This is a genomic window from Paraburkholderia sp. 32 (assembly GCF_050435345.1).
Lineage (GTDB): Bacteria > Pseudomonadota > Gammaproteobacteria > Burkholderiales > Burkholderiaceae > Paraburkholderia > Paraburkholderia tuberum.
Map to the genome: position 1 here is coordinate 2,861,492 of NZ_JBNDKD010000001.1, position 15,819 is coordinate 2,877,310.

Genomic DNA, 15,819 nt, shown 5'->3' on the forward strand with positions numbered 1-15,819 from the left:
CAAAAATCTTCACGGGACTCCTGTCCTTGTTGACATGGGGCGCTCACTGTCCCCGGATGAAATGAGCATCGCGGCGCCCCGTCGGTCGCGGAGGCGCCTCGCCAGCCTGTTCTGTGCGCTCAGCGAAGCGGATAGATCGAACTTTCCTGCTTCTTCTTTCTCTTCCGGAACAGCTTGCGGAACAACGCGGCAATGATCGCGAGCGGGCCAGCTTTCTTCGTCTGCTGTTTCATGAATTCCTCCAGTTGCAACTTCAGGCAAGCCGTTAAAGCACCTTGTTGGCGATCAGGCGCGCTACTTCGTCGTAGCCTTTGTCGTTGAAATGCACGCGGTCGACGAACAGGTAGTCGTCGATGACCGGCGAGTCGCGCAGCAGCACGTTCATGTCCGCAAAACCGATCTTCCGCGTCTCGCAGACCTCGTGTATGCCGTCGGCAAACGGGGCGTGAATCTCCTTGCCGAGGATCCTCGCAAAGAGTCGCCAGAAATTGTTCGGGCAACTGTCAATCGCGTGAAAGATGTCCGCCTCGTCCAACGTCAGGTGATCACGGGTCCAGGACGACATCGGTTGTAAAACGAAACTCAGCTTCGTGCCCGTTCCGGCCAGTAACTGCTGCCACTGCTTCATCGCGTTCGACACGACCCAAGCCGCACGTTTGACCCGCGCATCGGTGTCGGTACCGTCGTCGGTGATCACGACGTCCGCAGGGTTGTCCTCCGACAGCAACCGGTTGATATATCGGGAGATGAAGTTCTTCTCGCGGCCGTCCAGCGTCGACGCGTAAGTTCGCGCGCGCCGTTTCAGGTCATCGTTGTACCGGTTCATGTAGTGCTGGTACTCGAACGAGTAGTAGTAACGTCCGTGGTCGGTGGCGAGTTCGTCGGGCTGCCCTTCGAGCGCGAGTGTATTGATGCCGCTCAACACCACGATGTGATTGATCTGCTCGAAGCGGTGCTGATGCATCATGTACATCAGCACCTCCTGGACCGCGTTATAGCCCCGTCCGCTGAAATTCAACCATGGCTCGCCGGTCCACGCCGCGAGCCGTGAGGCGACGGTATGCGAATCTGCCGTCGCGCCCGTGCCCAGCGCGGTCGAGCCACCGACCAGCAGGTTGACCGATCGCCCCTTCGATAGATTGGCCACACTCACATCGCGGACGTCGCCGAATGTGCTGAGCCGGAAGCCCAGATCGTCCGTGTTGATCACGTCGGACCGGTAGTTCTTGTGATGAAAGAACATCGTGTACGGCAACCAGCGCACGCCGAGATACATAAACTCGTCATACTCGCGGATCTGCGGCGTCAACCGGTACACCTCGCGAACCGCCTCATCGTGCGTCAAGACGCGCCTGTCCATTCAGCCTCCTCGTCTCGATGTCAGGAATTGCGGCTCGTGAACTGCCCTACGCTGCCTTGGTGAAGGCGCGCACCGTTCGTCCGGGCGGTCGGAAACAGATGAAAGTAGGTTGACGCCCGTTCGTGCTTGCGCAAACGGAGCTTGTCCGAGACCAGCCGCGACCATGCTCCGACCGGAACGACGAAGATAAAAAACGACAACGTGAGAACGACAAGCAACACAACTCTGAAGACCATTTTCATGGACGACCCAAAGAATAAAAGTGTGTGAATACAGGGCGACGATGCCCCGGTTCAGTCAAGTGCGAATTCGGTGCGCCAGTCGCCCTCCTCCACCAGTTCCGGCTGATCGACCTTGCGCAGCACGTAGTTGCCCACCACGAGGTAATCCATCTGGGTGCGCATGAAGCAAAGATAAGCATTCGACGGTGTCTCGACGATCGGCTCCCCGCGCACGTTGAACGACGTGTTGACGAGGACCGGACAGTTCGTTTGTTGATGGAACGCTTCGAGAAGCTGCCTGAAGCGTGGATTCGCGTCCTTGCCCACCGTCTGAACGCGCGCCGAGAAATCGACGTGCGTGACGGCGGGAATCGACGAGCGCACGCAGTTAAGCAGATCAATGCCAGTCAGCGTTTGCTGCGCCGCGCTGACCGGCTTGCGATGCGTGGGCTGGACATCGACGACGAACAACATGTACGGGCTCGCGCTGTCCAGACTGAACCACTCTTTCGCGTGTTCCTCCAGCACGGCCGGCGCGAACGGCCGGAACGACTCGCGGTTCTTGATTTTGAGATTCATCACGCTTTGCATCGTCTGGTTGCGCGGATCGCCGAGAATCGAGCGCGCGCCCAGTGCCCGCGGCCCAAATTCCATGCGGCCCTGAAACCAGCCGACCACATTGCCCTCCGCGAGCAATCCGGCGACATGAGCCGGCAGAGCTTCGTCGGAGAGCCGCTCGAACACCGCACCGTGGCCGTTGAGAACGACCTCGATCTCCGCATTGCTATAGGACGTGCCGAGCAACGTCGCTTTCATCCGGTCCGTCGATCCGAGCGTACGAGCGTGCCCCATCTGCACATGCCAGCCCGCAAGCGCCGCGCCAAGCGCGCCACCTGCATCGCCGGCGGCGGGCTGCACCCAGATTCGGTCGAAGACCTGCGCTTCGAGCAGCTTGCCGTTCGCGACGCAATTCAGCGCGACGCCGCCCGCAAGACACAGATTGCGCTGGCCCGTCTGCTTGCGTATCGTGCGGCCGATGCGCAACATCGCTTCCTCGAGCACGCGCTGCACCGACGCGGCGAGGTCGAACTCACGCTTCGTGATGCGGCTCTCGGATTCGCGGCGAGGCCCGCCGAATAGCGTCGCGAACTCGTCGGTGACCATGCAGTTGCCGACTGCGTAGTCAAAGTACTTCATGTTCAGCCAGAAACTGCCGTCCGGCTTCAGGTCGATCAGGTTGTCGAGGATCATGTCGTAGTAGACTGGCTTTCCATACGGCGCGAGCCCCATCAACTTGTATTCGCCCGAATCGACCTTAAACCCACAGAAGTAGGTCATCGCCGAGTACAACAGGCCGAGCGAATGGGGAAAGCGGATCTCCCAGACCGGGTGCAGTGTGTTCCGCTCACCAACCCACGTGCTGGTGGTCGCCCATTCGCCGACGCCGTCCACGCACAGCACGGCTGCTTCCGGGAACGGACCGGGGAAGAACGCCGCCGATGCATGCGACACATGGTGATCGATGTAATGGACCGCGGGAATACGCGAGGACGTCCCAAAGCCGTTCTCCAGTTCCCGGCGAATCAGCTGTTTGACGAATACCTTGCCGGTAAGCCAGTCCGGCACGTCCAAAATGAACGACCCGAAGCCGCGCGTACCGAAGGCGAAGTAGGTCGACACTATGCGACCAAGCTTCTTGACCGGATTCTCGTAGTAGAAGATCGCAGAGACATCCGCGAGCGTGACGCCGGCCTCGCGCAGACAGTAGCGCAGCGCATTCAGCGGAAAGCCCGGATCGTGCCGGATCCGCGTGAAGCGCTCCTCCTGCGCCGCGGCGACGATCTCGCCGTCGCGGACAATCGCAGCCGCGCTATCGTGATAACCGAACGAAACGCCAATGACATATGAACTCACTCTCAGATCCCTTTTTCAATGTGCGGCGCGTGAATCGTCAAACGGTATACGTCGGCTTCGCGAACACTTCCTTCCAGCTGCGTCGCGGAATCGCGAGCGCACGGAAGCCGGTCCATACACGTCGCCACTGCGTGCTCGATGCTGCCAGGCTGGCCGTGGCCAGCGCTGCGTCCATATATAGTTCGATCGCTTGTAGTGCCATGGCGGAGTGCCCGGTGGAAACGTTGTCGATCGTGTTGTGCAGATCGACGAAGCGGGTATCGAACTGGTAGTGGCGAAGTTCGTCGCGCGCGGTGCGGTACGCGCCTCCGACGCCCGACAGCTCCATCGCCAGATTCAGCCCGAGCGTTTCCGGCAAAAAGCGGCGTGGAAACTGAGAGATCGACAGCCAGAACGCAGGCACTTCGAAAGCAGCCTCGCTGAACAGCTCGCTCATTGCGAATGCGCGGCTCCTGAAATCAGGCAGATCGATACCCATCTGCCGCATCAAGTCGCGATAAATATTCGGATGATTCAGTTGCGTGTCGCCGTTGCCGATCTCGTCAGAAAAGATCTTGTAGAGCAACGTGCCGATGCCAGTCTCCACATGCCCGGCGTTGGTCCAACGCTGCACCCAGCCGCCGTCGACAAAGATCATCGGGCAGAGCTGTACGGCCTCCTCAACCACCTGTTCGCGCGGCTTGTGGATGTCCTGTCCGGGGCCTGCATACGACTGCGCCTGATGAAGCGCCCGGTCCTCGAACCAATGCCGCAGACGTTCATGCGTGTAGTCCGCGAATGGCAGCGCATCCCGACCGCGCTCGGCGATCCCGGCTGCACGCGCGAGCCAAGTTTCCGCGAATGCTCGAGCGTCGTCGAAGACTGTCGAGTTGTTCTCGTGATTAAGCAGCCGGTGATACAGCTCGCGCGGACCCACCTTCCCACTCGCGGCGCGCACGGGTTCGCTTTCGGCGATGCGATGCTCGCGCGGCACAGATTGGGCGTATGGAGTTGATGTCGTAACTCGCGAGCTATTCGTGGAGGGCCCTGCCGACGCGCCGACAGGCAGCGATGCGATCCACGCGCGCATCACATCAAGTTCTTCGCCGGAAAACACACGAAACATCGAGCCGCCAAATGCGACCAGCCTGGTCAGCAACAGGCTCTGTTCGGGATGGCCGCGCACAATCCAGCGCGAGTGTGCGAGATCGCGGACAAAATGCTCGGGATCCTGCACTACGTAGTCGTCGAATGGACGATCCGCGAGTTTGAGCCGATTGTGGTAACCCACCGCGAAGCGGGATTTTCGGCGGATCAGTTCGACCATCGCGACCGTCGGATCGAGCAGACGCTCGCGCACGTGGCGAGCGATTGCGGCGTGCCACGCGCCCTGCAGATGCATCGACATGCGGTGTCCGCGTTCGATGCGCGCCACCGCGGCTGACGAGTCGATGCCCGGCTCGCCGAGCATCCGGCCTATCGCATGCTCGATGTGGCGTTGCGCGGCCTGCCTGGATGCATCATGCCGCGCCGTTAGGTACGGGTGTCCACGTGTGGCGTCGCAGGCGCGAAGCAATGCGTCGACGACCGGCGAAATCGGGACTTGCAACTCAAACAGCGCCGCGCCGAGAATTTCAGGACCATATGCGCTGGGGCTCAGCGACAACGCCAGCCAGCAAGCCGCTAGGTCCGTCGATGTCGACAGCAGTTCGGCCTGCTCCGCGAACATCGGCGAATCGATCGTCGGCAGATACTGGCCGGTATGTTCGAGCAATTGACGGTAAAGGCAAGCATGATTGCGCGCGAGGGAAAAATCGCCGGCATGCCACAGGTGCGCCGCATGCACATGCGCAGGCAACGGCTCATGACAGTTTGCTACGTGCACCACGTTCTGCAGCACGCAGCCCGGTGCGAGTCCCACTGGCGCATATTGCGCTGAGACGAAGCGAACAGTAGCAGACGTGCACGCGATCGGATGGCGGGCCAGTTGATCGGACTGCCAGTGCGCAGCGCGCGCGTTCAGCCGCGCGATCAGATCGCTTGCATCCACGCAGGGAATTGTTGTGTCGCGAGAACCGGACCGCAGCGCTGCATCGTCATCCTCAAAAATCGATTCGATATATGCTTTTGCTGCGCCGCGCACCTCGATATGCGCCTGCTCCAGATTTACTATTTGATAATAGAGGCGTGCACTCATCATAGTTCCATTTTATCGCAAACGAGCTTGTTATTCATCAAGCTTTCACGCAACAAAAAGACCGCTTCGATTTTATCGATGCCCTGTTAAATTGAAATGCGCCAGGTTCATTCAATTCAAAAGGAAATATCTATCCCGCCTAGCCGACGATTCTCGGGCGCCATCAACACAATCAATCCATGAATGCAGCAAACCCGCTAAACGGATGAACATCGCAGAATTCGTCGCCCTCACTAAACGCGGGATTAACACCTGCCGTGGAGATACTTGCTAAATCCAGTTCTGATTCCACTGGGGATTCGCCTCCAGCGTCCACTCGATTATTGGATCGAAAAAACTTGCTTTCTACGAAGTGCTCGGGACAACCCACAAGCTGCTTTCCAAAATTCACATTCTTCTCCGTCGCCTTAAGAGCAAATCCCATCTCTTTGCGTCATCGCACCACACAGAATATCTACAGAGACCTTAAACATGTGCCGCCGGTAGGTTTCACTAAAATTGGGTGCATCTATTTATTAATCGAATATAGCAAGATATAACACCATTTATTTTCGTATGAAGTTTTGACCTCGTCAAGCGTTATGTATCAGCTAAGAAAAATTTAACGATTATTTACAATTCCGGATTTACCAAAACGTCGTCACCTCTCGAAATTCTTATGTGTATCCATGCGCTTTACATATAAAATCTCGACGCAAACAAAGTAATTTTATGAAAAATGCATGAAATGGTGCCGTCATTTTTTGAGTGGCAGTTCGATAATGAGAAGGGAGACCACCTCGGGACTTGCAGGATAAAGATGTCGACAAAGGTGCTACGAGAATCTTGGTACTAAGATAGTCCGTCCTGAACAAACCGAAGTGCCTTGTACAGCAAGGGCTTGACGCAGAAAGCGGTTGATGCAATTGCAGGAACCTGGCAGATTGATGGTTGTTTCCTGCAAATTCTGTCGAGGTCTGGATGGGTCCGAAGACGCCGATGAACGAAGGTGACTTTTTCCGTCAACCGCTTCGTGAGCAGATCAACCTGAAGCATCCGTTGATCAGGCTGGCCGATCTGATTCGGTGGGAGCACTTGCAGGAAGTGATGAGCGCAAGCTTTCGCTCGCGTCGCAGGCGCCCCGCAACGGACACGCGGCTGATCGCGGGACTACGGTACCTGCAGCATGCCTTCGGCTTGTCCGATGAAGAGGTCATCTGGCAATGGGTAGAAAACCCGAACTGGCAGGTTTTTACTGGCGAGACGTACCTGCAGACGAAGCCGCCTCTTGATCCTTCGAGTCTGACGCGCTGGCGCACGAGGCCGGGTGAAGCTGGCGTGGAGGAGTTGCTGGCCGAGACGATCGAGGCGGCCAAACGGGCGGGCGTGCTCAAGCCCAGCAGCGCGAAGCGGGTGATTGTCGATACAACGGTCATGGAGAAGGCGATCGCGCACCCGACCGACTCACGCCTGTTTGAGCGTTGCCGGCAGCACCTGTTGAAGGCCGCTGCGCGCCACGGGCTGAAGCTGAGGCAGAACTACAACGGCGAAGCACCGCGGCTGGCCGCTCAGATTGGCCGCTACGCGCATGCGAAGCAGTTTCGCCGCATGAAGAAGTCACTGCGCACGTTGCGTTCGCGCGTGGGACGTGTGATGCGTGATGTTGAGCGGCAACTGGATCAGGTTGGTGAAAGTGCTCGCGCTGCACTGGACGAGCTGATCCACCGTGCGAAGCGCATCCTCACGCAAAAGCCCCAAAGACAGCAACAAGCTGTACCCGTTACATGCGCCAGAAGTCGAATGCATATCGAAGGGCAAGGCGCGCAAGCCGTACGAGTTTGACGTCAAGGTGTCGATCGTCACGACCCACCGCGAAGGACTGGTGATCGGTATTCGCTCGATGCCGGGCAATCCCTACGATGGCCATACCTTGGCCGAAGCGCTTGAACAAAGCCGCATGCTGAGCGAGGTGAAGCCCGAGACGGTCTTCTTTGATCGCGGCTACCGGGGTGTCGAGATCGATTGTGTGAAGATCTGGCATCCGGGATTGCGTCGCGGCGTGACGCGTGCGTTGCGTGCAATGATCCGGCGGCGCAGCACTATCGAGCCGGCCATCGGGCACATGAAGAGCGACGGCAAGCTCGGGCGTAACTGGTTAAAGGGCGCCGTGGGCGATGCGCTGCATGCCGTGCTGTGCGGCGCTGGTCGCAACCTGCGCATGATCCTCAGGAAGCTGAGCGTTTTTTGCGCTCTCATTCTTGCGATGCTCTATTGCGCTTCTGAAACGAAGAGTTGAACCGGTTAGACATTCCGTCAACACGGCCTCATCGCCTCATCTGAGAGCGGCATTACTCGTCGCATCGCCTGACCGCGTAGCAAAACGAATTGTTCAGCGCCGACTAATCTGCTTGCCGGCTGCAACGCTCGCGGCGCAACACCGCCATCCTGCAAACGGCCGAAAACCGACAAAAAACGGTGCCTACTCACGGGGCACCGCTTCTTTCACCGGATCGGCCCACCAGAGCCGACCGCATCTCACATTACTTCGCCGTCACCGCATCCGGCAACGCCCACTTCGGCTCCGGCATCTTTTCCGAACTCCTGGCCATCAGGCAGACCACGACCGCGGCAATCAGATCGAACACCGCCAGCACGACGAACAGCGGGCTATAGCCGATCTGCGTGACGAGCACACCGAACAGCGCGGTGAACGCCGCGGCGCCCAGATATCCAGCCATGCCGCCCATGCCCGTCGCGGTCGCGACCTCGTGCCTGCCGAACATGTCCGAGGTGATCGCGTACAGCGCGCCCGACAACGTCTGGTGCGCGAAGCCGCCGACGCACAGCAGCGCCACCGCCATGTACGGGCTCTCGACGAGACCGACGCACGCCGGCCCGATCATCAACAACGCACCGACCACGAACACCATCTTGCGCGACGTGAACAGCGACACCTTCGCGTACTTGTGGAACAGCGGGCTCAGATAACCGCCGAGCACGCAGCCGATGTCGGCGGCGAGGAACGGCATCCAAGCGAACATCGCGACTTCCTTCAGGTTCATGTGACGCTCGGTCATCATGTACAACGGAATCCACGCGTTGAACGTTTGCCAGGCCGGCTCGGACAGAATTCGCGGAATACCGATCGCCCAGAAATCGCGGCTCGCCAGCATCGCGCGCCAGTTGCGCTTCGGCGCGTTGATGTCATCGTGATGCTTCGCTTCCTGGCCGCTCAGAATGTAGTCGCGCTCCGCGTTGGCCAGCAGCTTCTGGTTGCGCGGATGCTTGTAGATGGTCATCCACAGCACGCTCCATACGATACCCGCCGCGCCGACGATCACGAACGCGAGTTGCCAGCGGCCGTGAAACAGTGCCCACACGACGAGCGGCGGCGCAAGCACCGCGCCAATCGACGAGCCAATGTTGAACCAGCCGATCGCAACCGACCGCTCTTTCGCCGGGAACCACTCGCTGGTTGCCTTCACGCCAGCCGGAATCCCGGCCGATTCGGCGAGACCCAGGATCCCGCGGAACACTGCGAGGCTGCGCCAGCCCGTCGCCCATGCCGCCGCCGCGCACGCCACCGACCACGCCAGCGCGAACACCGCGAAGCCGACCTTGGTGCCGATCGTGTCGAGCACGAAACCGGCGACCGGCTGCATGAACGCATAGCAGAGCTGCCACGCCACGACCACGTGCGAATACTGCTCGGTCGTGATGTTCAGCTCCTTCATCATCGTCGGAGCCGCAACCGACAACGTGTTACGCGCCAGGTAATTGATGATCAGGCCGGCCGCGACCAGCGCGACCATCCACCAGCGAATACCCTTGATCTTCATTGCTGCTACTCCTCGTGTTGCAATGCCCGTCAAACCGAACGGGACTCAAGCCTTGCGCGAATAGTCGATGCCGACGAAGCTACCGCCCTGGTAGCGCTGGCATAGCTCATCGAGCGGATTCGGGCGCGACAGGATGTCTTGCGCGTAGTCCTCGGCGTTCTGCTTCGGCTCGTAGCCAAGGCGTGCGGCGCCGCTGTTGTCCCACCAGCTGCGCGTATTGGCCGACACGCCCCAGATGGTCAGGAAGCCGACGTCTTCCGCTTCGATGCAGCGCTCGAGGAAATGCATCAGGTCCTTGTGGCCGAACCAGGTGCTCAGATGGCGCTGCTCGGTCGGACGCTCGAGGCAGCTGCCGATCCGCACGCACACGCTTTCGATGCCGTGCTTGTCCCAGTACATGCGCGCGAGCGCTTCGCCCCACACCTTCGACAGGCCGTAGAAGCCGTCCGGGCGCAGTTCGCAGTCGAGGCTCAGATGCTCGGTGACCGGATACATGCCGATCGCGTGGTTCGAGCTCGCGAACACGATGCGCTTCACGCCGTTGCGGCGCGCGCCTTCGTAGACTTCGACGAGGCCGCGCAGGTTGTTCTCGATGATCTCGGGCAGCGGACGCTCGACGCTCGTGCCGGCGAAATGGATGAGCACGTCCACGCCGTTCAGCAGACGGTCGACCACCGCCGGATCGCGCAGGTCGCCGTTCATCACGTCTTCGCCGTCGACGAGCGGCGTCAGTACTTTGGAGCCCGCGGCCGAGCGCAACGGCACGCCACGCGCGACGAATTCAGCACGTACCACGGAGCCGAGCTGGCCGCCGGCGCCACTCAGGGCAATCTTCTTCATAGGGGTTCCTTTTACTGCGCCGCGCGCGAGGTCTTCAGAGAACAGACAGAGGATCTGAGCGGCCGGCGAAATCGCGCTGCGCGCGTCGCATAACACACTCAAGTTGTACGATAACGTACTATCGACGATGGACAAACGGATTTCAACTCCGCATTTACCCTTAAATTACTGCGCGGCAGTTTCGTACCTCTTTTAAAAACAAAGGCATAGGAACGTCGCGTTCGTGCGACATCGTATAACTTGAAGTGGATTTTTGTTCCAGGAGTGGATTTACCCGACGCCAGCGGGCGCGTGGCGTCCGACGCGAGCGGCGTCCGTATGCCGCCCGCGCCCTCAACGGATCACTTCGTTACGTTCGCTCAGGCGCCGATGAATTCGAGCAGATCGGCATTGACCTTGTCGGCCTCCACCGTGCACATGCCGTGCTGGCCGCCCGGATAAACCTTCAGCGTTGCGTTCTTGACGATCTCCGCGGTGCGTCGGCCGGCTGCGTCGATCGGCACGATCTGGTCGTCGTCGCCGTGCAGCACCAGGGTCGGCACGTCGATCTTCTTCAGATCTTCGGTGTAGTCGACTTCGGAGAACTGCTCGATGCAGTCATATAGCCCCTTGATCGAACCGGCCATGCCCTGGCGCCAGAATGAATCGATCACGCCCTGCGACACCTTCGCGCCCTCCCGGTTGTAGCCGTAGAACGGTACGGCCAGATCCTTGAAGAACTGCGAGCGATCGTCCGCGACGCCCTTGCGGATGCCGTCGAACACGTCGATCGGCAGGCCGAGCGGATTATCGGCGGTCTTCAGCATCAGCGGCGGCACCGCGCCGATCAGCACAGCCTTCGCGAGGCGCCCCGTGCCATGCCGGCCGATGTAATGCGCAACTTCGCCACCGCCTGTCGAATGGCCGACCAGCGTCGCGTCCTGCAGATCGAGATGTTCGATCAGCGCGGCGAGATCGTCGGCGTAGGAGTCCATCTCGTTGCCGTCCCACGGCTGCTCCGAGCGGCCGTGACCGCGCCGGTCGTGCGCGATCACGCGCAAGCCCTTGCTGCCGAGAAACAGCATCTGCGCATCCCACGCATCGGCGGTCAGCGGCCAGCCGTGCGAAAACACGACCGGGCGTCCATGGCCCCAGTCCTTGTAGAAAATCGAGGTACCGTCTTTCGTCCTGATCGTGCTCATCTGCTGACTCCTTGTCGATGAAGTCTGCCGTCGCCGGCAGGTGGATGAAGCGCAAGCTGCTCACGAAGTATGCGCGCGACGCATGACAGAACGCCGTGCGAATGCGGCAATGAGTCATGACCTATTGAGAAATTCCGCCGCGAAATAACATCAACACCAAACGAATGGCGAACGGATAATGCGCAACGAATACTGAAGAGAAAAAGCTGAAACGGCCACGCGGCAGCGTGCATCGTAGAAGTAAAAAAATCGCCTGACCAGCACGCCCACCGACGAAGTCGGTTTGGATGGATCGATTGTCGGCTGGCGACAGACACCGCCCGCGACCTTGCAGCTCAAGGCTGCGCGAAACGCATTGCTGCAGCGCGGTCGATTGACGCAGCTCACGCGCCGAGGCACACACGGCCACGTATCAGCCGCCAAAAGAAACTTGATATTCAACAACGGCTTGCCTCATCGATAAGCGTATTTCGCATAAAATAAGGCGGTTTTTTGACGCACATCGCATCGCAACACTTTTTGTTTCGATCCCCTACTCTTGCGCCATCTGCCCAGCGCAGTGCGCACCGACATCGGTCGACGCGCGTAAGTCCGCTCACGCGGGCCATCACGCACAACAGGATCATGAACTCCGCACTATCGGCATTCGATCTCGCGCGCATTCAATTCGCGTTCACCGTTTCTTTTCACATCGTTTTCCCCGCGCTCAGCATCGGTCTCGCCAGTTTCATCGCCGTTCTCGAATGGCGTTGGCTGAAAACCGGCAAGGCCTACTACAAAGATCTTTGTCTGTTCTGGTCGAAGATCTTCGCGGTGGCCTTCGGCATGGGCGTCGTCTCCGGTGTCGTGATGAGCTATCAGTTCGGCACCAACTGGTCGGGCTTCTCGAGTTTCGCCGGGCCGATCACCGGTCCGCTGCTGATGTACGAGGTGATGACCGCATTCTTTCTCGAAGCGGGCTTCCTCGGCATCATGCTGTTCGGCTGGCAGCGCGTGCGTCCGCGCGCGCACTTCGGCGCAACGCTGATGGTCGCGATCGGCACGCTGATCTCGACCTTCTGGATTCTCGCGTCCAATAGCTGGATGCAGACGCCGCAGGGCTTCGAAGTCGTCGACGGTCATGTCGTGCCGCTCGACTGGTTCAAGATCATCTTCAATCCGTCGTTCCCCTACCGGCTCGCGCATATGGCGCTCGCGGCGTTCATCGTCGCGGGGCTGGTGGTCGCGGCGGTCGGCGCGTGGCATCTGCTGCGCGGCCGGCGCGATCCCGCCGTCAAGAAGATGTTCTCGATGGCGCTGTGGCTGCTGTTGATCCTCACGCCGATCCAGGCATTCGTCGGCGATCAGCACGGCCTCAATACGCGCAAGTATCAGCCGGCGAAGATCGCGGCGATCGAAGGCTTGTGGGATACCGAAAAAGGCGGTACCGCGCTGAACCTGTTCGGCATCCCCGACATGAAGGCGGAGACCACGCGCTACGCGGTGTCGGTGCCGCACCTCGGCAGCCTGATCCTCACGCATAGCTGGGACGGCGAAATCCGCGGTCTGAAGGAATTTCCGCCTCAGGACCGGCCGGATTCGACCGTCGTGTTCTGGAGCTTCCGCATCATGGCCGGCCTCGGCGTGCTGATGATCGCGATGTCGATCGCGGCCTGGGTGCTGCGCCGGCGCGGGCGCCTGTTCGAAGCGAAGTGGTTCCAGCGGCTGTGCGTCGCGATGGGACCGAGCGGCTTCATCACGCTGCTGGCCGGCTGGGTCACCACCGAAGCGGGCCGTCAACCGTGGGTCGTGTACGGCGTGATGCGCACGTCGCAGGCGGTGTCGCCGCTGACCACGCAGCAGGTCGGTCTGTCGTTGATGACGTTCGTGGCCGTCTACTTCCTCGTGTTCGGCACCGGCATCTACTACATGCTGAAGCTGATGCGCTCCGGTCCCGCGCTGCCTGGCGGCGAGTCGCACGACATGTCCCACGGCCTGCCGCAGCCGACGCCCGCGCAGACCGCGCGCCGCCCGCTGTCCGCCGCCGATCGGATGATCGACGCCGTCTAACCTACGCTTCGAGAGAAAGAAAAAATGGACGTAACCGTCGTATGGGCCGCGATCATCGCGCTGGGCCTTTTCATGTACGTGGTGCTGGACGGCTTCGACCTCGGCATCGGCATCGTCTTTCCGTTCTTCCCCGACGAAAAGGAACGCGACCTGATGATGAACACGGTCGCGCCAGTGTGGGACGGCAACGAAACCTGGCTCGTGCTCGGCGGCGCCGCGCTGTTCGCGGTGTTTCCTGTCGTCTACTCGACCGTGCTGTCGGCGCTCTATCTGCCGCTCGTGTTCATGCTCGTGTGCCTGATCTTTCGCGGCGTGTCGTTCGAGATCCGCGCGAAGTCGCGGCGCACGAAGCATCTGTGGGATCTCGCGTTCATCGGCGGCTCGGCGGGCGCGGCGTTCTTCCAGGGCATCGTGCTCGGCGCGTTCCTGCAAGGCATTCCGGTCGCCGATGGCGCCTATGCCGGCGACGCGTTCGGCTGGCTCACGCCGTTCAGCCTGCTGACGGGCCTCGGACTCGTCGCGACCTACGCGCTGCTCGGCTGCTGCTGGCTCGTCGCGAAGACCGAGGGCGATCTGCAGCGACGGCTGCATCGCGTGGTCTGGCCGCTGACGCTGGTGCTGCTCGGCTTCGTCGCGCTCGTGAGCCTGTGGACGCCGCTGATGGACGCGGGCATCGCGCAACGCTGGTTCCATGACGGGATCTTCTACCGTCTGCTGCCGGTGCCGTTCCTCGTCGCGATCTGCGCGTTCTTCATGCATCGCGCGGTGCGCGCGCGCCATCACAACACGCCGTTCGTGCTCGCGCTGGCGATCGTGCTGCTCGGCTATCTCGGGCTGCTCGTGAGTCTGTGGCCGTATGCGATTCCGTCGAGCATCACGCTATGGGAAGCCGCCGCGCCACGCTCGAGCCAGACGTTCACGCTGGCCGGCGCGGCGGTGATCCTGCCGATCATCGTCGCCTATACGACGATGGGTTACTGGGTCTTTCGAGGCAAGGTGCGTCATGGCGACCAACATCACTATCACTGAAACGCGGGGTGCCAGTGCGTCGGCTCCCACCGCCACTGCCGCAACGCCCAGCCGCAAACTGCCGGGCTGGCTCTGGTTCATCGCGCTATGGTGCTTCGGCGTGACCGCGGCGATGTCGCTCGGCTTCGCCTTCAAGCTTCTGATGAATGCGACGCTGTTCGCGGTCAGATAGCGGCGCGCGAACCCGTGTCGATCCGGCGGGCATAACCTTCCGGATCGTGCGCGTCAGCGCTTCAAAAACGGGGCGCGCGGCTCGTCTACGTAGCAAGCCGGAACCTATGCGCGGGAGACCTGCCTTAACATCACGAAGCGCATCGAACGATGCCGGCAGCCGGCCACGCGCGTCGCAGCTGCGCAGCCTGCAACTGCGGCATGCGCAACGGCGGCAGCCCTCAACGGACAGGCTCGACTCGCGGAGACATCATGAAGTTTCTTGTAGCCGACGACCATGAACTGATCCGGCAAGGCGTCAAAGGCATGCTGCGCGGCTTCGATCCCGACGCCCAGTTCGACGAAGCCGACAGCTGGGAAACCCTTGCGACCGCCGCGCGCCCCGACGCGAATCACGATCTGGCGATCGTCGATCTGCATATGCCGGGCATGAGCGGCGCGACATCGCTCGAAACGCTGCTGAAGGCGAATCCGGCGCTGCCGGTCGTGGTGCTGTCCGCCGAGGAATCGCCCGACGAGATGCGCGCGGTGCTCGCGGCCGGGGCGCTCGGCTTCGTCCCCAAGCGCCAGCCCGCCAGCGTGATGCTGAAGGCGATCGAACTGGTGCTATCCGGCGGTGCCTATGTGCCGATGGAGGCGCTGAGTCTGCTCGGCTCGCGCGAGACGCGGGCGGGCACCGATGCGGATGGATCGGCACGTGTGCCGGCCCCGGGCGCCGCCGCGCAAGCCGTCCGCGGGCCGGGCCCCGGCACCGTCCCGCAGCTCGAACCGGTCACGCAGGTACCGTCGCTGCAGCCGCATCAGCAGCATCTGCTGGAGAACCTGTCACCACGTCAGCAGGACATCATGCGGCTCGTGCATCGCGGCTGGACCAACAAGATGATCGCGCGCGATCTCGGCGTCGCCGAAGGCACGGTGAAGGTGCATCTGTCGGTGATCTTTCGGGCGCTTGGTGTGCATAACCGGTCGACGGCGATCGCCGTAATCAATGGATGGCTGGAGGCCGGGAAGACGTTGTAGCGCTTTGTGCTGCACCGCAAGCCCAACCCGTCTTGGTTTC

General features: G+C 60.9%; 10 protein-coding genes and 1 pseudogene. 5 read left to right on the top strand and 6 right to left on the bottom strand.

Annotated features, from left to right (window positions below):
* Positions 1 to 265: 265 nt before the first annotated feature.
* The 3 genes from OKW26_RS13230 to OKW26_RS13240 form a co-directional block, all read right to left on the bottom strand.
* Positions 266 to 1,360 carry an SGNH/GDSL hydrolase family protein gene (locus tag OKW26_RS13230; RefSeq protein ID WP_429353889.1) on the bottom strand — a complete coding sequence of 365 codons (1,095 nt, stop codon included), beginning with the start codon at positions 1,358 to 1,360 and terminating at the stop codon, positions 266 to 268.
* A 293-nt stretch (positions 1,361 to 1,653) separates the two neighbouring features.
* Positions 1,654 to 3,495, bottom strand: a complete 1,842-nt coding sequence (locus OKW26_RS13235; protein ID WP_429353890.1) for a carbamoyltransferase family protein — start codon at positions 3,493 to 3,495, stop codon at positions 1,654 to 1,656.
* Between the two features lie 37 nt (positions 3,496 to 3,532).
* Positions 3,533 to 5,524 carry an iron-containing redox enzyme family protein gene (locus OKW26_RS13240; RefSeq protein WP_429353891.1) on the bottom strand — a complete coding sequence of 664 codons (1,992 nt, stop codon included), beginning with the start codon at positions 5,522 to 5,524 and terminating at the stop codon, positions 3,533 to 3,535.
* A 1,107-nt stretch (positions 5,525 to 6,631) separates the two neighbouring features.
* On the opposite strand from OKW26_RS13240, the pseudogene OKW26_RS13245 reads away from it, so the two are divergent.
* A pseudogene (locus tag OKW26_RS13245) lies at positions 6,632 to 7,946 on the top strand (IS5 family transposase).
* Between the two features lie 244 nt (positions 7,947 to 8,190).
* Here OKW26_RS13245 and OKW26_RS13250 read toward each other — a convergent pair.
* The 3 genes from OKW26_RS13250 to OKW26_RS13260 form a co-directional block, all read right to left on the bottom strand.
* Positions 8,191 to 9,489 carry an MFS transporter gene (locus tag OKW26_RS13250; protein ID WP_429353892.1) on the bottom strand — a complete coding sequence of 433 codons (1,299 nt, stop codon included), beginning with the start codon at positions 9,487 to 9,489 and terminating at the stop codon, positions 8,191 to 8,193.
* Positions 9,490 to 9,534: 45 nt separating this feature from the next.
* Positions 9,535 to 10,329 (bottom strand): NAD-dependent epimerase/dehydratase family protein, encoded by a 795-nt coding sequence (locus tag OKW26_RS13255; protein ID WP_184067005.1) that lies wholly within the window; start codon positions 10,327 to 10,329, stop codon positions 9,535 to 9,537.
* Positions 10,330 to 10,688: 359 nt separating this feature from the next.
* Entirely contained in the window at positions 10,689 to 11,510 is an 822-nt protein-coding gene (locus OKW26_RS13260; protein WP_429353893.1) for an alpha/beta fold hydrolase, read from the bottom strand.
* A 624-nt stretch (positions 11,511 to 12,134) separates the two neighbouring features.
* On the opposite strand from OKW26_RS13260, the gene OKW26_RS13265 reads away from it, so the two are divergent.
* The 4 genes from OKW26_RS13265 to OKW26_RS13280 all read left to right on the top strand — a co-directional run bounded on the left by OKW26_RS13265 (position 12,135) and on the right by OKW26_RS13280 (position 15,779).
* Positions 12,135 to 13,559, top strand: a complete 1,425-nt coding sequence (locus tag OKW26_RS13265) for a cytochrome ubiquinol oxidase subunit I (RefSeq protein ID WP_429353894.1) — start codon at positions 12,135 to 12,137, stop codon at positions 13,557 to 13,559.
* 24 nt (positions 13,560 to 13,583) lie between these two features.
* Positions 13,584 to 14,588 carry a cytochrome d ubiquinol oxidase subunit II gene (cydB, locus tag OKW26_RS13270; RefSeq protein ID WP_184066997.1) on the top strand — a complete coding sequence of 335 codons (1,005 nt, stop codon included), beginning with the start codon at positions 13,584 to 13,586 and terminating at the stop codon, positions 14,586 to 14,588.
* The gene (locus OKW26_RS13275; protein WP_184067254.1) at positions 14,563 to 14,760 is read left to right on the top strand and encodes a hypothetical protein; all 198 of its coding nucleotides are present in this window, start codon (positions 14,563 to 14,565) and stop codon (positions 14,758 to 14,760) included. The genes cydB and OKW26_RS13275 overlap by 26 nt, the downstream gene beginning before the upstream one ends.
* 251 nt (positions 14,761 to 15,011) lie before the next feature.
* Complete coding sequence (locus OKW26_RS13280; RefSeq protein WP_184066994.1) at positions 15,012 to 15,779, top strand: response regulator transcription factor; 768 nt, start codon at positions 15,012 to 15,014, stop codon at positions 15,777 to 15,779.
* Positions 15,780 to 15,819: the final 40 nt, after the last annotated feature.

Bases quoted from the DNA above. Each gene is read 5' to 3' on its own strand.
- OKW26_RS13255 (WP_184067005.1), bottom strand. From the start codon at position 10,329: ATGAAGAAGATTGCCCTGAGTGGCGCCGGCGGCCAGCTCGGCTCCGTG.
- cydB (WP_184066997.1), top strand. From the start codon at position 13,584: ATGGACGTAACCGTCGTATGGGCCGCGATCATCGCGCTGGGCCTTTTC.
- OKW26_RS13230 (WP_429353889.1), bottom strand. From the start codon at position 1,360: ATGGACAGGCGCGTCTTGACGCACGATGAGGCGGTTCGCGAGGTGTAC.
- OKW26_RS13260 (WP_429353893.1), bottom strand. From the start codon at position 11,510: ATGAGCACGATCAGGACGAAAGACGGTACCTCGATTTTCTACAAGGAC.
- OKW26_RS13265 (WP_429353894.1), top strand. From the start codon at position 12,135: ATGAACTCCGCACTATCGGCATTCGATCTCGCGCGCATTCAATTCGCG.
- OKW26_RS13250 (WP_429353892.1), bottom strand. From the start codon at position 9,489: ATGAAGATCAAGGGTATTCGCTGGTGGATGGTCGCGCTGGTCGCGGCC.
- OKW26_RS13275 (WP_184067254.1), top strand. From the start codon at position 14,563: ATGGCGACCAACATCACTATCACTGAAACGCGGGGTGCCAGTGCGTCG.
- OKW26_RS13280 (WP_184066994.1), top strand. From the start codon at position 15,012: ATGAAGTTTCTTGTAGCCGACGACCATGAACTGATCCGGCAAGGCGTC.